The sequence below is a fragment of the Umezawaea beigongshangensis genome, from assembly GCF_016464305.1.
GTDB lineage: Bacteria > Actinomycetota > Actinomycetes > Mycobacteriales > Pseudonocardiaceae > Umezawaea_A > Umezawaea_A beigongshangensis.
The window spans coordinates 152,390-170,934 of sequence record NZ_JAEIOJ010000005.1 but is presented as its reverse complement, the minus strand read 5'-3'; the positions used below and the strand labels follow the sequence as shown (position 1 = coordinate 170,934).

Sequence of the window (18,545 nt, the reverse complement as noted above, 5' to 3'; positions counted from 1 at the left end):
GGAGCGATCCGACGCAGGAGGGCTCGATCTGATGCAGTGTCCCAAGTGTCACGCGAACATGCGCACCTACGACCGCATGGGAGTGCACATCGAGCAGTGCGACGGCTGCCGCGGTGTCTTCCTGGACTACGGCGAGCTGGAGGCGCTGAACCGCCTGGAGGGCCAGTGGGCGCAGCCCGCGCCGCCGCCGCCCGCCGCGGCGCCGTACCCGGCCCAGCCCGCGTGGGGCGCCGGTCACCACGGCGGCCACTACGGCCACCGCAAGCAGGGCTTCGGTCGTCTCTTCTTCTCGTCCTGATTCGCCGAGCACTCCCGAACGGCCTCGTCGCTTCCCGCGGCGGGGCCGTTCGCGCGATTGCGACTACCGAGAAGAGGCCCGATAATCGGTAGTGCGAGGGAGGTGGTCCCGATGTCCGTCACCGCGGAGGCCGAGTACGTCCGCGAGCTGTTCTCACAGGTGGAGGAGATCGAGGAGGTGGCGGGCACGCTGTCCGCGGACGACCAGCGCAGGCGCCGCCTGACCGACGTCGTGGACAAGGTGCTGCGCCAGGCGCCGCCGGTGCGCCCCGTCGTCGCGGGCGAGCTGCTGGACCTGACGGAGAAGACCGTGCGGGCGTGGGCGCGCGAGGGAGTGCTGACCGTGCACAGCGAGAAGCCCAGGATGCTGCTCGACACGAGCCGGGTGCACGAGGTGCTGCACCTCGTGGCCGAGCTGCGCGTGGCGGGACGGACCCGCGGCCTGCTCGACGAGGTGCACCGCAGGCTGAGCGACCGGGCGCTGCGCGAGCGCGACGACCTGGCGGAGAGCCTGGCGCAGATGCGCGCGGGCGAGGGCCGCGTGGTCAGGACCGGTTGATCCGGGTCGTCGAGACCCCGGTCGCCACCGCTCAGGCGGCCGGACTGCGCGGCACGGCCCGCCAGGCATACGAGCGGTTCCTCGACGCGCTCTCCCACGAGGGGTGCGCCGCGCTCGGCTACCGCGTCACCGGGCCGGAGCCGCTGCCCCGGCTGTGCGTGCGGCACCTGCGGGGCGCCGACCGGGTCGTGGTGGCGTTCCCCGGCGACGACACGGCGTGGGTGCTGCTGGTGGGCGCGCACGACGACGCCGATCCCGGTCGCAACGTCTACGAACTGCTGTACGAGCTGGCCGACGTGCGCCCCCGCTCCGCCGACCGCCGCACGAAGCCGAGCTGCTGCGACGACGAGAGCGGCGCACCGCCGATCACCGACCCCGCCGTGGTGGACGACCTCGTGGCACGGGCCAGGGCGCTCGTCCGCCGCCGCCGCTGACGACGGACACCCCGCGACGACGAGAGGGGCCCCCGGAGCAGTGCTCCGGGGGCCCCTCTCGTGGAGACGTCGGTCAGCGGTAGTCGCGGCCGAAGTCGTAGTCGTCCAGCGGAACGGCCGCACCCGTGCCCGTGCCGAAGACGTCCGGCGTGTAGTAGCCGTCGTCGTAGGACGGGATGGCGTAGGCCGCGGCCCGCGCTTCCTCCGTCGGCTGGACCTGGATGTTGCGGTACCTGTTGATGCCCGTACCGGCCGGGATCAACTTGCCGATGATCACGTTCTCCTTCAGGCCGATCAGCTTGTCGGACCGGCCGTTGATCGCGGCGTCGGTCAGAACACGCGTGGTCTCCTGGAAGGAGGCCGCCGACAACCACGAGTCCGTGGCCAGCGACGCCTTCGTGATGCCCATCAGCACCGGACGGCCGGCAGCCGGCTCGCCGCCCTCGGCGACGACGCGGCGGTTCTCCGACTCGAACTCCGCGCGCTCGACCAGCGAGCCCGGCAGGAACTCCGTCGCACCCGAGTCGATGATCGTGACCCGGCGCAGCATCTGCCGGACGATCACCTCGATGTGCTTGTCGTGGATCGCCACACCCTGCGCGCGGTACACCTTCTGCACCTCGTTGACGAGGTGGAGCTGGGCCTCGCGCGGACCCATGACCCGCAGCACCTCGTGCGGGTCCGGGGTGCCCTCCAGCAGCTGCTGGCCGACGGACACGTGGTCGCCGTCCGACAGCGGGCCGGTGGGGGTGTTCGCGAGCCGCTGGCGCTTCGACAGCTTGTCGAAGACGATCTCCTCGGACCCGTCGTCCGGGATGAGGGTGATCTTCCAGAAGCGGTCGCTGTCCTCCAGGCGCACCCGGCCGTCGACGTCCGCGATGGGCGCCTTGCCCTTCGGCACACGAGCCTCGAAGAGCTCCTGCACACGGGGCAGACCGGTCGTGATGTCGTCACCGGCGACACCACCCTGGTGGAAGGTGCGCATCGTCAGCTGCGTGCCGGGCTCACCGATGGACTGGGCGGCGACGATGCCGACGGCCTCGCCGACGTCGACCAGCTTGCCGGTCGCCATCGAGCGGCCGTAGCAGCTCGCGCACACGCCGACCGCCGACTCGCAGGTCAGCACCGAGCGGACCTTGACCCTGGTGACGCCGGCGGAGACCAGCTTCTCCAGGGCGGGGTCGCCCAGGTCGTCGCCGCGGTTGAGGATCAGGTCGCCGTTGGCGTCGCGCAGGTCGTCCGCCAGGGTGCGGGCGTAGACGCTGGTCTGCGCGTACTCGTGCAGGACCGTCTTGTCGCCCAGGTCCTCGCCCACCGTGAGGTTGACGCCGCGGGTGGTGCCGCAGTCGACCTCGCGGATGATGACGTCCTGCGACACGTCCACCAGACGACGGGTCAGGTAACCCGAGTCGGCGGTGCGCAGCGCGGTGTCGGCGAGACCCTTGCGGGCACCGTGGGTGGCGATGAAGTACTCCAGCACCGACAGGCCCTCGCGGAACGAGTTCTTGATCGGCCGCGGGATGTACTCGCCCTTCGGGTTCGTCACCAGACCGCGCATACCGGCCAGCGAGCGGACCTGGGTCATGTTGCCCGCCGCGCCCGACTTCACGATCATGCGGATCGGGTTGTCGTCGGGGAAGTTGGCCTCCATGACCTCGGCGACCTCGTCGGTCGCCTTGGTCCACACCTTGACCAGCTCGTTGTTGCGCTCCGCGTAGGAGAGCTGACCGCGCTGGTAGCGCTTCTCCACGGCGTCGGCGAGCTTCTCGTACTCGTCGAGGATGCCCTGCTTGGCCGCGGGGACCAGCACGTCCGAGATCGCCACGGTCACGCCGGAGCGGGTGGCCCAGTAGAAACCGGCGTCCTTCAGCTTGTCCAGCGTCCGGGCGACGGTGACCATCGGGTACCGCTCGGCGAGGTCGTTGATGATCGTGGCCTGCCGCTTCTTGGGCATGACCTCGTTGATGAACGCGTAGTCCTGCGGCAGGACCTCGTTGAACAGCACGCGACCGAGGGTGGTGTTCGCGAGCCACGGCTGACCGGGCTCCCAGCCCTCGGGCGTCTCGTCCTTCGGCGGGTTCTTGTCCGTCACGCGGATCTTGACCATCGACTGCAGACCCACGACCTTGCGGTCGAAGGCCATCATGGCCTCGGCCGGGGACGAGAACGCCAGGCCCTCGCCCAGGTCGTTCTCCTTGTGCCGGGTCAGGTGGTACAGACCCGTCACCATGTCCAGACGCGGCATGGCCAGGGGCTTGCCGGACGCCGGGGAGAGGATGTTGTTCGACGACAGCATGAGGACGCGGGCCTCGGCCTGCGCCTCGGCCGACAGCGGCAGGTGGACCGCCATCTGGTCACCGTCGAAGTCCGCGTTGAACGCCTCGCAGACGAGCGGGTGCAGCTGGATGGCCTTGCCCTCGACCAGCTGCGGCTCGAACGCCTGGATGCCGAGGCGGTGCAGCGTGGGTGCGCGGTTCAGCATCACCGGGTGCTCGGTGATGACCTCTTCCAGCACGTCCCACACGGCCGGGCGAGCGCGCTCGACCATCCGCTTGGCGGACTTGATGTTCTGGGCGTGGTTCAGGTCGACCAGCCGCTTCATGACGAAGGGCTTGAACAGCTCCAGCGCCATCTGCTTGGGCAGGCCGCACTGGTGCAGCTTCAGCTGCGGGCCGACCACGATGACCGAACGGCCGGAGTAGTCGACGCGCTTGCCGAGCAGGTTCTGGCGGAACCGGCCCTGCTTGCCCTTCAGCAGGTCGGACAGCGACTTGAGCGGGCGGTTGCCCGGACCCGTCACCGGCCGGCCGCGGCGGCCGTTGTCGAACAGCGCGTCGACGGCCTCCTGCAGCATCCGCTTCTCGTTGTTGACGATGATCTCGGGCGCACCGAGGTCGATCAGTCGCTTGAGGCGGTTGTTGCGGTTGATCACGCGGCGGTACAGGTCGTTCAGGTCCGAGGTCGCGAAGCGGCCACCGTCGAGCTGCACCATCGGGCGCAGGTCCGGCGGGATGACCGGGACGCAGTCCAGGACCATGCCCTGCGGGTTGTTGCGGGTCGCCTGGAACGCGGCGACGACCTTGAGGCGCTTGAGGGCGCGGAGCTTCTTCTGCCCCTTGCCGCTGCGGATGGTCTCGCGCAGCACCTCGGCCTCGGCGTCCACGTCGTAGTCGCCCAGCAGCCGCTGGATCGCCTCGGCGCCCATGGCACCGGTGAAGTAGTCGCCGTAGCGGTCGTACAGCTCGCGGTAGAGCAGCTCGTCCGCGATCAGCTGAGCGCGCTCCAGCTTGGTGAAGGTGCTCCAGATCTCGTCGAGCCGGTCCAGCTCGCGCTGGGCGCGGTCGCGGAGCTGGCGCATCTCGCGCTCGCCGCCCTCCTTGACCTTGCGGCGGACGTCGCTCTTGGCGCCCTCCGCCTCCAGCTCGGCGAGGTCGGCTTCCAGCTTCTGCGCGCGGGCCTCGACGTCGGCGTCGCGCTTGTTCTCGACGCGCTTGCGCTCGACCTGCATCTCGCTGTCCAGCGTGGACAGGTCGTTGTGGCGCAGCTCGGTGTTGACGCCGACGATGACGTAGGCGGCGAAGTAGATGATCTTCTCGAGGTCCTTCGGGGCCAGGTCGAGCAGATAGCCCAACCGGCTCGGGACACCCTTGAAGTACCAGATGTGCGTGACGGGCGCGGCCAGCTCGATGTGGCCCATGCGCTCGCGGCGGACCTTGGCGCGGGTCACCTCGACGCCGCAGCGCTCGCAGATGATGCCCTTGAAGCGGACGCGCTTGTACTTGCCGCAGTAGCACTCCCAGTCCCTTGTGGGACCGAAGATCTTCTCGCAGAACAAGCCGTCCTTCTCGGGCTTGAGCGTGCGGTAGTTGATCGTTTCGGGCTTCTTGACCTCGCCGAAGGACCACTGGCGAATGTCATCGGCCGACGCGAGGCCGATGCGGAGCTCATCGAAGAAGTTGACGTCGAGCACGTGGGCTCTCTTCCCCTTTGGTTGATTGCGTGCCCCGGAAGGCGCAGCTTGGGGGGCGGTGGTGGTGGCCACCGGGGGGAACGATCAGGAGACCGTTCCCTCCCGGTGACCGGGCGAGGTCAGTTGACGACGTCGTCGACCGAGGGCGACTCGGACCGGGACAGGTTGATGCCGAGGTTCGCGGCAGCCCGCTCCAGGTCCTCGTCGTCGCCGTCGCGCATCTCGATCGCGGCGCCGTCGGACGACAGCACCTCGACGTTCAGGCACAGCGACTGGAGCTCCTTGAGGAGCACCTTGAAGGACTCCGGGATTCCGGGCTCCGGGATGTTCTCGCCCTTGACGATGGCCTCGTAGACCTTCACGCGGCCGAGCACGTCGTCGGACTTGATGGTGAGGAGCTCCTGCAGGGTGTACGCGGCTCCGTACGCCTGCATCGCCCAGCACTCCATCTCACCGAAGCGCTGACCACCGAACTGCGCCTTACCACCCAGCGGCTGCTGCGTGATCATCGAGTACGGGCCGGTGGACCGTGCGTGGATCTTGTCGTCGACCAGGTGCAGCAGCTTCAGGATGTACATGTAGCCGACCGCGACCGGGAAGGGGTACGGCTCGCCGCTGCGCCCGTCGAACAGACGCGCCTTGCCGTTCTCCTTGACCATGCGCTCGCCGTCCCGGTTCGGGATGGTCGAGCCCAGCAGACCCGTGATCTCGTCCTCGCGAGCACCGTCGAACACCGGCGTGGCCGTGTTCGTGCCGGGCTCGACGTGGTACAGCTCCTCCGGCAGGTTCTTCGCCCAGTCCGCCAGGCCGTCGATGCTCCAGCCCTGCTTGGCGATCCACCCGAGGTGGGTCTCCAGGACCTGGCCGATGTTCATACGACGCGGCACGCCGTGCGTGTTCAGCACGATGTCGACCGGGGTGCCGTCCTCGAGGAACGGCATGTCCTCCGCCGGGAGGATCTTGCCGATGACGCCCTTGTTGCCGTGGCGGCCGGCGAGCTTGTCACCGTCCTGGATCTTGCGCTTCTGGGCCACGTAGACGCGGACCAGCTCGTTCACGCCGGGGGGCAGCTCGTCGTCGTCCTCGCGGCTGAACACGCGGATGCCGATGACCTTGCCGTACTCGCCGTGCGGCACCTTGAGGGAGGTGTCGCGGACCTCGCGCGCCTTCTCGCCGAAGATGGCGCGGAGCAGGCGCTCCTCCGGGGTCAGCTCGGTCTCGCCCTTGGGCGTGACCTTGCCGACGAGGATGTCACCGGGCTGGACCTCGGCACCGATGCGGATGATGCCGCGCTCGTCGAGGTCGGCGAGGACCTCCTCGGAGACGTTCGGGATGTCCCTGGTGATCTCCTCGGCGCCCAGCTTCGTGTCGCGGGCGTCGATCTCGTGCTCCTCGATGTGGATCGAGGTGAGAACGTCGTCCTGCACGAGGCGCTGCGACAGGATGATCGCGTCCTCGTAGTTGTGACCCTCCCACGGCATGATCGCGACGAGCAGGTTCTTGCCCAGCGCCATCTCGCCGTTCTCGGTGCACGGGCCGTCCGCGAGGACCTGGCCCTGCTCCACCCGGTCGCCCTCGTGCACGATGGGCTTCTGGTTGATGCAGGTGCCCTGGTTCGACCGGCGGAACTTGTGCATCCCGTAGGTCTGGCGGGTGCCGTCGTCGGCCATGACCGTGACGTAGTCGGCGGAGATCTCCTCGACCACACCGGTCTTCTTGGAGACGACGACCTCGCCGGCGTCGACCGCGGCGCGCAGCTCCATGCCGGTGCCGACCAGCGGGGCCTCGCTGCGCAGCAGCGGCACCGCCTGACGCTGCATGTTCGCGCCCATCAGGGCGCGGTTCGCGTCGTCGTGCTCCAGGAACGGGATCATCGCGGTCGCGGCGGACACCATCTGCCGCGGCGAGACGTCCATGTAGTCGACGTCCTGCGGGTCGATGAACTCGACCTCGCCGCCCTTCTTGCGGACGAGGACGCGCTCCTCCAGGAAGTTGCCCTCGTCGTCGATCTTGGCGTTCGCCTGCGCCTTGACGAAGCGGTCCTCCTCGTCGGCCGTCAGGTAGTCGATCTGGTCGGTGACCCGGCCGTCGACGACCTTGCGGTACGGCGTCTCGATGAAGCCGAACGGGTTGACCCGCCCGTAGGAGGACAGCGAGCCGATCAGGCCGATGTTCGGGCCTTCGGGGGTCTCGATGGGGCACATGCGGCCGTAGTGCGACGGGTGGACGTCGCGGACCTCCATGCCGGCGCGCTCGCGGGACAGACCGCCGGGGCCCAGCGCCGACAGGCGGCGCTTGTGGGTCAGGCCCGCGAGGGGGTTGGTCTGGTCCATGAACTGCGACAGCTGGGAGGTTCCGAAGAACTCCTTGATCGCGGCCACGACGGGACGGATGTTGATCAGGGTCTGCGGCGTGATCGCCTCGACGTCCTGGGTCGTCATCCGCTCGCGGACCACGCGCTCCATGCGCGACAGGCCGACCCGGATCTGGTTCTGGATCAGCTCGCCCACGGTGCGCAGGCGGCGGTTGCCGAAGTGGTCGATGTCGTCGACCTCGACGGGGACCGACGTCTCGCCGGGCTGCATCTCGGTCTCACCGGCGTGCAGGCGGACCAGGTACTCGATCGTCGTGACGATGTCGTCCTCGGTGAGGACGCCCGTGCTGATCGGGCTCGCCAGGCCCAGCTTCTTGTTGACCTTGTACCGGCCGACCTTGGCGAGGTCGTAGCGCTTGTCCTTGAAGAACAGGTTCTCCAGGAGGGTCTGCGCGCTCTCCTTGGTCGGCGGCTCGCCGGGGCGCAGCTTGCGGTAGATGTCCAGCAGCGCCTCGTCGGTGCCGGCGGTGTGGTCCTTCTCCAGGGTCGTCAGAAGCGTCTCGCTGAACGAGAAGCGCTCCCGGATCTGCTCGGTGCTCCAGCCCAGGGCCTTCAGCAGCACGGTCACCGGCTGGCGACGCTTGCGGTCGATGCGCACACCGACCGTGTCGCGCTTGTCGACGTCGAACTCCAGCCAGGCACCCCGGGACGGGATGATCTTGACGCTGAAGACGTCCTTGTCCGTCGTCTTGTCGACGTTCGTGTCGAAGTAGACGCCGGGCGAGCGCACGAGCTGGGAGACCACGACCCGCTCGGTGCCGTTGATGATGAAGGTGCCCTTGTCCGTCATCATCGGGAAGTCACCCATGAACACCGTCTGGCTCTTGATCTCGCCGGTGGTGTGGTTGGTGAACTCCGCGGTGACGAACAGCGGCGCCGCGTACGTCATGTCCTTGTCCTTGCACTCCTCGACGGAGGCCTTCACCTCGTCGAAACGAGGGTCGGAGAAGGAAAGGGACATGGAGCCGGAGAAGTCCTCGATCGGCGAGATCTCGTTGAGGACCTCTTCGAGGCCGCCCGTCGGAGTCTCCTCACCCTCGTCGACGCGGCGCTGGAACCACGCCTCGTCTCCGGTGAGCCATTCGAAGGACTGGATCTGCAGGTCGAGCAGGTTGGGCGTCTTCAGCGGTTCGTGGATCTTCGCGAACGAGACACGCTTCGGCGCTCCGGGGATCCCCGACGTGGAGTTGGTCGCAGCAGTGGCCTTGGTCGCGCGGGAGACTGCCAAGATGCGTCCTTCCAGGGACTGATGTAGCTGGCTAGCGGCGTGAACTAGCACGGCTGTCAAGGGTGCGGCGATGCCCAGCTTCCCCACGCTCTCGGCGAAGGGCTCACGGAAAGAGGACAGCGCAAAGGAGCAGTCTAGCCACGAACATGGCGACTGTCGAGAGGCATCCAGAAGGAAGCTCCTCGTGTTAACCGACAGAGTGATCCTGCGCGCGCGCTGAGTCAAGGCGCCACACGGTGATCACCCCTGTGGCGCACGGTGAGTTTACCATTTGCGACCGTCTTGACCTGCGCAAACAAGCTCGGATCGGAGTTCGTGAACAGTTGTCCTCCCCGAACGGGGACTGTTCGGGGAGTTCCGCGAAGAGCGCCGAACCTGTGGCGCGACTCACCCCGGAACGTGTTTTTTCCGGGTGAGCACGGCCGACGACTACTGGCACCGGCTCATCTGCTCCTGCTGCTCCGCGGTCTGGCCGAACATGAAGACGTCGGTGATCCTCCACCGGCCGTCGAGGCGCTCGACGGACGCGCGCAGCATCCCGGCGCCGCCACCGGTCTGGTTGTCGGTGGTGCGGGTGGTGACCTGGTCGACGAACACCAGCGCCGTGGCGCGGTCGTCGTCGAGCACGGTGACGCCGCTGGTCACGGCCCTGGTGGTGACCACCAGCTTCTGCTCGGGCGCGAGCGTGCGCACCGGCTCGAACACCACGCCGTACTGGCAGCGCGCCCTGCCCGCGAGCACCTCGTCCGCGGCCCTCTCCGTCGCGGCGATGTCGGAGAAGTTGTAGGAGAACGCCTTCTCCACGGCGTCCTGCACCTGCCCGTTGACCTCGGAGGTGCGCGCGCTGTCCACGAGCGCGGTGTTGGACGCGGCGGTGGAGTTCCGCACGCCGCGCGTCTGCGCGAAGAAGAACGCGCCTAGGCCGCCGAGCACGAGGGCCACCACGAGCAGCGCGACCGGCAGGACCAGCGCCGACCGGCGGGGCGGCGACGCGCTCGCCGCTTCCTCCGGCACGTCCTCCGCGCCGTCCTCCCCCGCGCCGCCGTCCTCCGCCGCGTCGTCCTCCTTCGCGCCGCTCTCGGCCCCTGCCAGGACGGACTCGTCCGCACCGATCACGGCGACACCGGCCAGCGGCTCCTCCGGCACGTCCGCGGGTGCGCCGTCGCCGGGGACGCGGTCACCGGCGGTGTCGACCGGCTCGTGCGCTGCCTCCTCGACCTGCGGAGACTCGACCTGCGCGGGCTCGACCGGCGCGGGAGACCCGGGGGGCTGCGTCCGGCCGCCGGACGGCCGGCGCAGACCGGCGACCCTCGGGCGGCCGGTCGGGGGCTGCGGGGCGGGGCGACGGCGAGAGGGTGGCACTACCGGTCCTTTCGAGGGGTGAGCGGGTGTCAGGCTCCGCCGGCCGCGACCGGGCCGATGGCGCTGAGCTTCCAGCCCGCGTCGGTGCGCTGGAGCTCGGCCTGGTAGCGCTCGAACTTCGTGGCCGCGTCACCGCCCTCCGGCGTGACCGCGGTCTGCATCACCGCGATGACCCTGGCCGTGCCCGCGCGGTCGTCCAGCTCGGTCACCGCCGCGTCCAGCAGCGTGCTGGACGAGGTGGTCCTCGCGTCGACGATGCGCTGCTTGCCCGCCTCGAGGTCGCGGGCGATCTCGTCGTGCAGCGTGCCCGTGGACGACTCCAGCCAGCGGTTCAGCCCCTCGTCGGGCTTGGTGTGGTCGAGCGTGCGGAAGTTGGTGATCCCCACCCGCGCCACGCGCAGCACGTCGTCGCGGGTCTGCGCGTAGGTGATCGCGTCGTCGTGCGTCGCGCCGTACCAGGACACGCCCGCCCACGCCGCGAAGCCGAACGCGACGACGGCCAGCGCCGCGGTGACGGGGGTCAGCCAGTTCTTGATCATTCGCCTCTCCGCGATCAGCTCGGCAGGCCGAGCAGCTGTCCGAGGCCGGTGAGCAGGGTCTGCGGCGGGGCGGCCGCCTGCTGCGCCGACTGCTCCTGGCCCGGCTGGGAGGTCTCGGTGCCCTGCGGCGTCCCACCGTACGGCGCGTTCTGGGCCCCGCGCACTCCGGTCGCGCTGCCGGGTGCGAGGGCGCAGTACGCCTGCGTGTTCAGCGGCGCCGGGCTCGTGTCGTTCCCCGTCCGGACGGTGGTGCCCTCGTAGCCGACGGTGCACGGCAGCGGGTCGAACACGTTCAGCGCGAGGCCGAAGTGGGCGCGGCCGTCGCCGGGGGCCACGGTGAAGCCGCCGCCGACCGCCATCGGGTAGGTCACCAGGATCTGCTCGATCCCGGCGAGCCGGGACACGGTGATGGTCGAGGTGGTGAGCAGGTTCGCGATCGTGACGCTCAGGCCCGTCCCGCTCTCCGCGAGCAGTCCGGTGACCTGCTCGGACACCTGCGGGGTGATGTCGATCAGCCTGCGCAGGTCGGCGTCGGAGTTCTTGAGCTGCTCGTTCAGCAGCCTCAGGTCCCCGCTGAACGAGCGGATCGCGTCTCCGCTGGCGACCTGGGTGCCGAGCACGACGCGACCGTCGTTCAGCAGCGCGGTGGTCTGCGGCAGGTGCCGCTGCGCGGCGGCGGTGAAGCTGCGGGTCGTGTCGAGCAGCACCTGGAGGTCGCCGCCGGTGCCGCTGAACGCGGTGTCCAGCTCGTCGACGACGGTGCGCAGCGAGTCCGTCGGCACCGACTTCGCGAACGAGTCGAGGCTGGTCAGCAGGTTCTCCACCGGCGGTGGGGTGCGGGTGGCGCTGCGCGGGACGACCGAGCCGTCCACCAGGTGCGGGCCGTCGGTGCCGGTGGGCCGCAGGTCGACGTACTGCTCGCCGACCGCCGAGCGGTTGGCGACGACGGCCTCCAGGTCGGCCGCGATGGGCGGCGCCTCCGGGTCGATGACGAGGTCCACCTCGACGCCGTCGGTGGTCAGCCGCATGGGCCCGACCCGGCCCACGGACACGCCGCGGTAGGTGACCTCGGAGTTGGTGAACACGCCGCCGGAGTCGGCGAGCTGCATCGTCACCACGTAGCCGCCACCGCCGAACACCCGGTCGAGGCCGACGTACCTGACGCTGACGTAGCTGATGCCCAGCAGCGCGATGGCGACGAACGCCGTGATCTGGAGCTTGATCCTGGCGGAGATCACGCGACTCCTCCCAGCAGCGAGCCGAGCAGGTCGCCGAAGCCGCCCGGCGTCGACGCGGTGCCGCCCGGCAGCGGCAGCAGCGGCGTGTTCGGCAGCGGGAGCGGCAGCACGGGCGCCGTCGTGGTGTTGCTGCCCGGCAGCGGGACCGGGCTCTGCCGGGAGCGGCCGACGTTGTCCAGGACGTTGCCCAGGTTCAGGTCGACGTCGGCGTAGAGGTTCGTGTAGTCGCCCCTGACCGCGTCGACGGCGTTGTCCGGGAACGGGTAGGTCAGGAACAGCTCGAAGGCGTTGGGCAGGTTCGTCCCGGCCTCGGCGAGCTTCTGCAGCGTCGGCGTCAGCGCCTTCAGGTCGGCCACGACGTCGTCCCTGCTCCGGTTCACCGTGTCGACGGCGACGCCGGACAGCGCGTCGAGGGACTGGAGCATCGTGACGAGCTGGGTGCGCTGGTCGGCGAGCGTTCGCAGACCCGGTCCGAGTCCGTCGACGGCTCCGGCGATCTGGTCGCGCTGGCCGTTCAGCGTGCCGGAGAGGCGGTTGAGGCCGTCCAGCGCGCGGGTGATCTCGGTCTTGTGCCCGTCCAGCTCGGTGACGAGGGTGTTCAGCTCGGTGAGCAGGGAGCGCAGCTCCGGCTCGTTGCCCTCGACGGCGGCGTTGATCTCCCTGGTGATGTTCTGCAACTGCGCCACGCCACCGCCGTTGAGCAGCAGGGACAGCGCGCCGAAGACCTCTTCGACCTCGGGGTTGCGGTTGGTGCGGTCGGTCGGGATGGTCGCGCCGTCGGCCAGCACGCCCTGCTCCTGGCCCTGCGCGGGCCGGGCGAGTTCGACGTACTTCTCGCCGAGCAGCGCGGACTGCCGCAGCCGCGCGACGGCGTTGGCCGGCAGGGACACGCCGCCGTTGACGGCGACCGTCACCTGCGCGGTCCAGCCGTCCGGGGCGAGGTCGACGCGCTCGACCCGGCCCACCGGCACGTCGTTCACCTTGACCCCGGCCTGCGGGACGAGGTCGAGGACGTCGGCGAACTGCACCGTCACCCGGTACGGGCGGTCGCCGAGGTCGGCGCCGCCGGGCAGCGGCACCGCGTGGAGGCCGTCGAACCCGCCGGATCCGCACCCGGCCAGCAGCAGCGCCGCGGACGCGGTCGCGGCGGTGAGACGTGCTCGCATCACGACACCCCCCGTCCGGTGACCTGCGCGACCAGCGGCAGGGGGAGCTGGCCGTTCTGCAGCGAGTTCAGCGCCTGCGCCGGGGTGGGCAGCGGGACCGCGCCGGACAGGATCGGCTCCAGCTGCGCGCACGTGTCCGACAGCACCGGCGGCAGGCCGGTCGGCGTGCCCTGCTGGAGCAGCTTGCAGACCAGCACGATCGGCGGCTGGTTCAGCTCGTTGATGTTCGCCCTGGTGTCGAGCGTTCCCGACGCGGCGTTGTAGGTGTTCTGGAGGTTGCCCAGCGCGAGCGGCGCCACGTCGAGGGTCTCGGCGAGCGCGGCCCGCTGGTCCACGAGCACCCCGGTGATCGCGGCGAGCTGGTCCACGTTCACCCGGATCTGCTCCCGGTTGTCCCGGATGAAGCCCTGCACGTCGGCGAGCGCCGTCGCCAGCTCGGTCAGCGCGGCGCCGAGGTCCTCCCGGTCGTCGGCGAGGAACCCGGCGACGTCGGCGAGCTGGGCGTTGAGGTCGCGCACGCGGCTGTCGTTCGCGGCGAGCATCCCGGTGAACCGCTGGAGGTCGTCCACGGTGGCGAACAGGTCCTCCTGCGACCCGGAGAGCGTCCTGGTGGCCTGCCCGAGCCGCGTGATCGTGTCCTTGAGGGCCTGGCCGTTGCCGTCGAGGTTGTCCGCTGCGGTGTCCAGCAGGTCCGACAGCGCGCCGTCGGCGTTGGCTCCGTCCGGCCCGAGCGCGGTGGTGAGCCGCTCCAGGCTCTCGTAGAGCTGGTCCAGCTCGATCGGCGTCGCCGTGCGCTCGCGGGGGATCGTCGCGTTCTCCCCCAGCGTCTCCCCGCCGGTGAACGCCGGGGCGAGCTGCACGTAGCGGTCGCTGACGACGCTCGGCGCGACCACCACGGCCTGCGCGGACGCCGGCACGGCCACCGCGCGGTCCAGCGCCATGACGACGCGCACGACCTCGCCCTGCGGCACCACCTCGGTGATGGTGCCGACCCGCACGCCGAGCACCCGCACGTCGGAGCCCGCGTACACGCCGACCGCCGAGCCGAAGATCGCGGTGACCCGCCTGCCGTTCGCCCCGGCGAAGACCCACCACACGGCGACGGCGGCGACCAGCGCCAGCACGCACGCCATCGCGACCGTCCGGCCCAGCCTGCCCGTGACCGTCATCGGCCGCCCTCCTGAACACCCGGCGGGAGGCAGCCCGCGTCGTTGAAGCCGACGAGGCCGAGGTCCACCGACGGCGGCAGCAGGCCGCAGATGTAGACGTCGAACCAGCGCCCGTTGCCGAGGGTGTTGGCGAACACCCGGTAGAACGGCGCGGTCAGCTCGATGGCCCTCGCCAGGTCGTCCTGGTTGCGCTGGAGGATCGCGGTGACCCGTTCGAGCTGCTCCAGGGCGGGCCGCAGCTGCTCGCCGTTGTCCGCGACGAGCCCGGAGAGCTGCGCGGACAGCGCGCGCGTGCCGGTGAGCAGCGCGGAGATCGCGTCCCGGCGCTCGCGGACCTCGCCGAGCAGCAGGTTGCCGTCGGAGAGCAGCTTCTCGAACTGCTCGTTGCGGTCGGCCAGCGTCGTCGAGATCTCCCTCGTGCCCGCCAGCAGCGTCGCGAACTGCTCGTCGCGGGAGGAGATCGTCCGCGACAGCGCGGACAGGCCGTCGAGCGCGCCGCGCACGTCCTGCGGGGTGTCGGCGAACGTGTCGGAGAGGACCTCGAAGCTCTGGGCGAGCTGCTCGGTGTCGATCCGCCCGACGGTCCCGGCCAGCCCGTTGAACGCCTCCTGCACGTCGTAGGGCGCCATCGTGCGCTCGCGGCCGATCGACGCGCCGGGGTCCAGCGGCACGGTGCCCCGCGGGTCGAGCGCGAGGAACTTCTGGCCCAGCAGGGTCTTGATGCGGATGGCGGCGGTCGTCCGGTCGCCCAGCCAGGCGTCCCTGACCTTGAACGCGACCCGCACGTGGTCGCCCGCCAGCTCGACCCGGCTGACCTTGCCGACCTTGACGCCCGCGACGCGCACCTCGTTGCCCGGCACCAGCCCGGCGGACTCGGAGAAGTCGGCCGAGTACGTCGTGCCGCCGCCGACGATCGGCAGGTCGTCGGAGTAGAACGCGGTGAGCAGCAGCAGCACGACGACCGTGAGGCCCACCGCCCCCGCCTTCACCGGGTCGCGCTCGGAGAACGGCGTCATCGGCGGCACCTCTGCTGCGTCACGGGCAGTGCGGTGATCTGCACGGGCGTGCTGATCAGCGGCGGCACCGCGACCTGCCCGCCCGCCTCGCACAGGAAGAAGTTGAACCAGGAGCCGTAGGTCGCGGTGCGGGTGACGGTCTCCAGCTTGTTCGGCATCCGCTGGAGGACGCCCTCGATCACGTCACCGCTGTCGCCGAGGTTCCGCGCCACGACGCCGAGCCCGGCGATGTCGTCCTTCAGCGGCTGGCGCGCGTCCTCGAGCAGACCGGCGGTGGTGCCGGTCAGGTCGGACAGCGCGGTGATCGCGTCGCCGATCGGCTCGCGGTCCTGCGCGAGGCCCGACACGAGCTGCTGGAGGGTGATCACGAGCGAGGACAGCGTCTCGCCGCGCGAGTTCACCGTGTCCAGCACGGAGTTGAGGTTGTCGACGACCTCGCCGATGACCTGGTCCTTGCTCGCGAGCGTCGACGTGAGCGACGCGGTGTGCGACAGGAGGCTGCTGACGGTGCCGCCCTCGCCCTGGAGCACCGCGACGATCTCGTGCGACAGCGTGTTCACGTCGTCCGGGTTCAGCGCCTGGAACAGCGGCTTGAAGCCGTTGAACAGCAGCGTCAGGTCCAGGGCCGGTTTCGTGCGCTCCAGCGGGATCACCCCGCCGGCCTCCAGCACGCCGCCGGTCGACCCCGCGCCCTGCTCCAGCGCCAGGTAGCGCTGCCCCACCAGGTTGCGGTACTTGATCGTCGCGGTGACCGAGTCGGGCAGCGCGCGGTCGCCGTCCAGGGAGAACGCGACCTCGGCGATCCGGCGGTCCACGACGCGGACGTCGTCGACCTGGCCGACGCGCACCCCGGCGATGCGGACGTCGTCGCCGGCGTTCAGCGCGGTCGCGTCGGTGAAGCGCGCCCGGTAGCCGGTGGTGTCGCCGAAGCTCGTGTTGGCGATCGTGACCGCCAGCACCGTGGTGGCCGTGATCGTGACCAGCGCGAAGACCAGCAGTTTCACCAGCGGCGCGACCAGTCCCCTCATCGCACCGTCACCTCCGCTCCGCGGTACAGCGGCCCCAGCAGCAGGCTGCTCCAGCCGGGCACCTGGTCCGGCTCCAGCCCCAGCTGCGGGCCGACGAGAACACCGAGGAAGCGCTGCTCCTCGGGGGTGTTGGCCAGGTTGGCGCTCGACTCCACGGCCGAGGTGCCCGTGCCACCGGCGGACGTCGCGGGCGGCAGCAGCCCGTCGCTCGTCGACCGCGCCCCCGGCGGCGGCACCGAGCCGTCGCGCACCGGCCCGTCCGGCGGGTACTGCGGGAACGGGTCGGGCCGCGGCACGAGGTCGTAGCAGCGCGGGCCGCGCCGGTCGCCGTACTCCGGCTCGTCCCGGCCCGGCACGTACTTCCCCCGGTTGTTCGTGATCTCCAGCGTGATGTGCAGGCCCGGCTCGTCGGTGCCCTCGCCGAACGCCTGCCGGATGATCGGCTTGAACTCCGTGAGCTGTTCGAGCAGGCACGGGTACTCGGGGGCGTACTTCGCGAGCAGCTCCAGCGTCGGCCGGCCGGTGTCCGCGAGCTGGATCAGGTTGTTCCGGTTCGCGGTGAGGAAGTTCGTCAGGTCGTTCGACGCGGTGGTGAGCGTGCCGTAGACGTTCAGCAGGGCGTCGCGCTGCTCCGCGACGGTGTTCGCCGTGACGGTCAGGTCGTTCAGCGCCTGGAGCAGGTCGGGGGCGGCGTCGGCGTAGACGTCCGAGACGTCGGCGAGCTTGCTGATGTCGTCCTTCAGCGCGGGCAGGTGCGGGTTCAGCTCGCCGAGGTACGCGTCCAGCGACACCAGGGTCTCCCCCAGCGGCTTCCCGCGACCGTCGAGCGCCTGCGACAGCGCCGTCAGCGTCGTCGACAGCTTCTCCGGCTGCACGGCCTGGAGCACCGGCATCAGGTCGGCCAGCACCCGCTCCAGCTCGATCGCGCTGCTGGAGCGGTCCTGCGGGATCACGTCACCGGCGGCGAGGTGGCCGGGCGACGGGTCCTCCGGCAGCACCAGGTTCACGTAGCGCTCGCCGAACAGCGTCTTCGGCAGCAGCCGCGCGGAGACGTTGCGCGGGATCAGACCGGCCTTGTCCGGTTGCAGCGCGAGCTCCAGCTCCGCGCCGTCGCCGGTGGTGCGGATCGCGCGGACCTCGCCCACCAGCAGCCCGCGGACCTTCACGTCCGACGCGGTCTGGAGCTGGTTGCCGACGCTGTCGGTGCGCAGCGTGACCGTGACGACCTTCGTGAACGCCTTGCCGTGGAGGGCGAGGGTGAACCAGAGGAACAGCACGATCACCGCGAGCAGCACGAGACCGAGCGAACGGCGGCGCAGGGTCGTCATCCGGCGATCCTCACCGTCGTCGTGGTGCCCCAGATCGCGAGGCTGAGGAAGAAGTCCAGCAGGCTCGTCGTGACGATCGCGGTGCGCACCGCGCGGCCCACCGCGATGCCGACGCCCGCGGGCCCGCCGCTGGCGCGGTAGCCGTAGTAGCAGTGGGTCATGATGATCACGACGGCGAAGACGAGCACCTTGGCGAACGACCAGAGCACGTCCACCGGTGGCAGGAACAGGGTGAAGTAGTGGTCGTAGGTCCCGGCCGACTGGCCGTAGAACTCGACCGTGATCGTTCTCGCGGCCAGGTAGGACGTCAGCAGGCCCACCACGTACAGCGGGACGATCGCGACGAACCCCGCGACGATCCGCGTGGTCACCAGGTACGGCAGGCTCGGGATGCCCATGACCTCCAGGGCGTCGATCTCCTCGGAGATCCGCATCGCGCCGAGCTGCGCGGTGAAGCCGGAGCCCACGGTCGCCGACAGCGCCAGCCCGGCGACCAGCGGCGCGATCTCGCGGGTGTTGAAGTACGCCGAGACGAAGCCCGCGAACGCCGACGTGCCGAGCTGGTTCAGCGCGGTGAAGCCCTGCAGGCCCACGACCGTGCCGGTGAACACGGACATGCCGACCATCACGCCGATCGTGCCGCCGATGACCGCGAGCGCGCCGCTGCCGAAGCTCACCTCGGCCAGCAGGCGCAGCGTCTCGCGCGGGTAGCGGCGCAGCGCGCGCGGCACCCACGCCAGCGCGCGCAGGTAGAACGACATCTGGTCGCCGAGGGTGTCCAGCGTCTCCAGCGGGCGGCGTCCCGCGCGCCGCGCCCGCTCGCCGATGGTGGCCATC

The 18,545-nt window shown here is 70.3% G+C and carries 14 protein-coding genes; 3 read left to right on the top strand and 11 right to left on the bottom strand.

Annotated elements, in window-relative coordinates:
• Window positions 1-31: 31 nt before the first annotated feature.
• The 3 genes from IMZ35_RS15275 (at window position 32) to IMZ35_RS15265 (ending at window position 1,290) form a co-directional block, all read left to right on the top strand.
• On the top strand, window positions 32-298 hold the full coding sequence (locus tag IMZ35_RS15275; protein WP_199441742.1) for a TFIIB-type zinc ribbon-containing protein: 267 nt from the start codon (window positions 32-34) through the stop codon (window positions 296-298).
• A 111-nt stretch (window positions 299-409) separates the two neighbouring features.
• Window positions 410-856, top strand: coding sequence for a hypothetical protein (locus IMZ35_RS15270; RefSeq protein ID WP_199441741.1), 447 nt, complete (start codon window positions 410-412; stop codon window positions 854-856).
• Window positions 853-1,290 carry a hypothetical protein gene (locus IMZ35_RS15265; protein WP_199441740.1) on the top strand — a complete coding sequence of 146 codons (438 nt, stop codon included), beginning with the start codon at window positions 853-855 and terminating at the stop codon, window positions 1,288-1,290. The genes IMZ35_RS15270 and IMZ35_RS15265 overlap by 4 nt, the downstream gene beginning before the upstream one ends.
• Window positions 1,291-1,363: 73 nt before the next feature.
• Here the strand turns inward: IMZ35_RS15265 and IMZ35_RS15260 are convergent, their stop codons facing one another.
• The 11 genes from IMZ35_RS15260 to IMZ35_RS15210 form a co-directional block, all read right to left on the bottom strand.
• Window positions 1,364-5,260 (bottom strand): DNA-directed RNA polymerase subunit beta', encoded by a 3,897-nt coding sequence (locus tag IMZ35_RS15260; RefSeq protein WP_199441739.1) that lies wholly within the window; start codon window positions 5,258-5,260, stop codon window positions 1,364-1,366.
• A 119-nt stretch (window positions 5,261-5,379) separates the two neighbouring features.
• Window positions 5,380-8,862: a DNA-directed RNA polymerase subunit beta gene (gene rpoB / locus IMZ35_RS15255; RefSeq protein WP_199441738.1), complete on the bottom strand. Its 3,483-nt coding sequence runs from the start codon at window positions 8,860-8,862 to the stop codon at window positions 5,380-5,382.
• Window positions 8,863-9,291: 429 nt separating this feature from the next.
• Window positions 9,292-10,224, bottom strand: a complete 933-nt coding sequence (locus tag IMZ35_RS15250) for a hypothetical protein (protein ID WP_199441737.1) — start codon at window positions 10,222-10,224, stop codon at window positions 9,292-9,294.
• Window positions 10,225-10,253: 29 nt separating this feature from the next.
• Window positions 10,254-10,763: an Rv1363c family protein gene (locus IMZ35_RS15245; protein WP_199441736.1), complete on the bottom strand. Its 510-nt coding sequence runs from the start codon at window positions 10,761-10,763 to the stop codon at window positions 10,254-10,256.
• Window positions 10,764-10,777: 14 nt separating this feature from the next.
• Entirely contained in the window at window positions 10,778-12,001 is a 1,224-nt protein-coding gene (locus IMZ35_RS15240) for an MCE family protein (protein WP_199441735.1), read from the bottom strand.
• Window positions 11,998-13,167, bottom strand: coding sequence for an MCE family protein (locus IMZ35_RS15235; RefSeq protein ID WP_199441734.1), 1,170 nt, complete (start codon window positions 13,165-13,167; stop codon window positions 11,998-12,000). The genes IMZ35_RS15240 and IMZ35_RS15235 overlap by 4 nt, the downstream gene beginning before the upstream one ends.
• Window positions 13,167-14,336, bottom strand: coding sequence for an MCE family protein (locus IMZ35_RS15230; protein ID WP_199441733.1), 1,170 nt, complete (start codon window positions 14,334-14,336; stop codon window positions 13,167-13,169). The genes IMZ35_RS15235 and IMZ35_RS15230 overlap by 1 nt, the downstream gene beginning before the upstream one ends.
• Window positions 14,333-15,352, bottom strand: coding sequence for an MCE family protein (locus tag IMZ35_RS15225; RefSeq protein ID WP_199441732.1), 1,020 nt, complete (start codon window positions 15,350-15,352; stop codon window positions 14,333-14,335). Before IMZ35_RS15225 ends, IMZ35_RS15230 begins: the two co-directional genes overlap by 4 nt.
• Complete coding sequence (locus IMZ35_RS15220) at window positions 15,349-16,380, bottom strand: MCE family protein (RefSeq protein ID WP_199441731.1); 1,032 nt, start codon at window positions 16,378-16,380, stop codon at window positions 15,349-15,351. The genes IMZ35_RS15225 and IMZ35_RS15220 overlap by 4 nt, the downstream gene beginning before the upstream one ends.
• Window positions 16,377-17,708 (bottom strand): MCE family protein, encoded by a 1,332-nt coding sequence (locus IMZ35_RS15215; protein ID WP_199441730.1) that lies wholly within the window; start codon window positions 17,706-17,708, stop codon window positions 16,377-16,379. Before IMZ35_RS15215 ends, IMZ35_RS15220 begins: the two co-directional genes overlap by 4 nt.
• The gene (locus IMZ35_RS15210) at window positions 17,705-18,544 is read right to left on the bottom strand and encodes an MlaE family ABC transporter permease (protein ID WP_199441729.1); all 840 of its coding nucleotides are present in this window, start codon (window positions 18,542-18,544) and stop codon (window positions 17,705-17,707) included. Before IMZ35_RS15210 ends, IMZ35_RS15215 begins: the two co-directional genes overlap by 4 nt.
• Window position 18,545 lies beyond the last annotated feature (1 nt).

Coding starts and splice junctions, on each gene's coding strand:
- IMZ35_RS15225 (WP_199441732.1), bottom strand. CDS start 15,352: ATGACGCCGTTCTCCGAGCGCGACCCGGTGAAGGCGGGGGCGGTGGGC.
- IMZ35_RS15245 (WP_199441736.1), bottom strand. CDS start 10,763: ATGATCAAGAACTGGCTGACCCCCGTCACCGCGGCGCTGGCCGTCGTC.
- IMZ35_RS15230 (WP_199441733.1), bottom strand. CDS start 14,336: ATGACGGTCACGGGCAGGCTGGGCCGGACGGTCGCGATGGCGTGCGTG.
- IMZ35_RS15210 (WP_199441729.1), bottom strand. CDS start 18,544: ATGGCCACCATCGGCGAGCGGGCGCGGCGCGCGGGACGCCGCCCGCTG.
- IMZ35_RS15275 (WP_199441742.1), top strand. CDS start 32: ATGCAGTGTCCCAAGTGTCACGCGAACATGCGCACCTACGACCGCATG.
- IMZ35_RS15220 (WP_199441731.1), bottom strand. CDS start 16,380: ATGAGGGGACTGGTCGCGCCGCTGGTGAAACTGCTGGTCTTCGCGCTG.
- IMZ35_RS15235 (WP_199441734.1), bottom strand. CDS start 13,167: ATGCGAGCACGTCTCACCGCCGCGACCGCGTCCGCGGCGCTGCTGCTG.
- IMZ35_RS15270 (WP_199441741.1), top strand. CDS start 410: ATGTCCGTCACCGCGGAGGCCGAGTACGTCCGCGAGCTGTTCTCACAG.
- IMZ35_RS15215 (WP_199441730.1), bottom strand. CDS start 17,708: ATGACGACCCTGCGCCGCCGTTCGCTCGGTCTCGTGCTGCTCGCGGTG.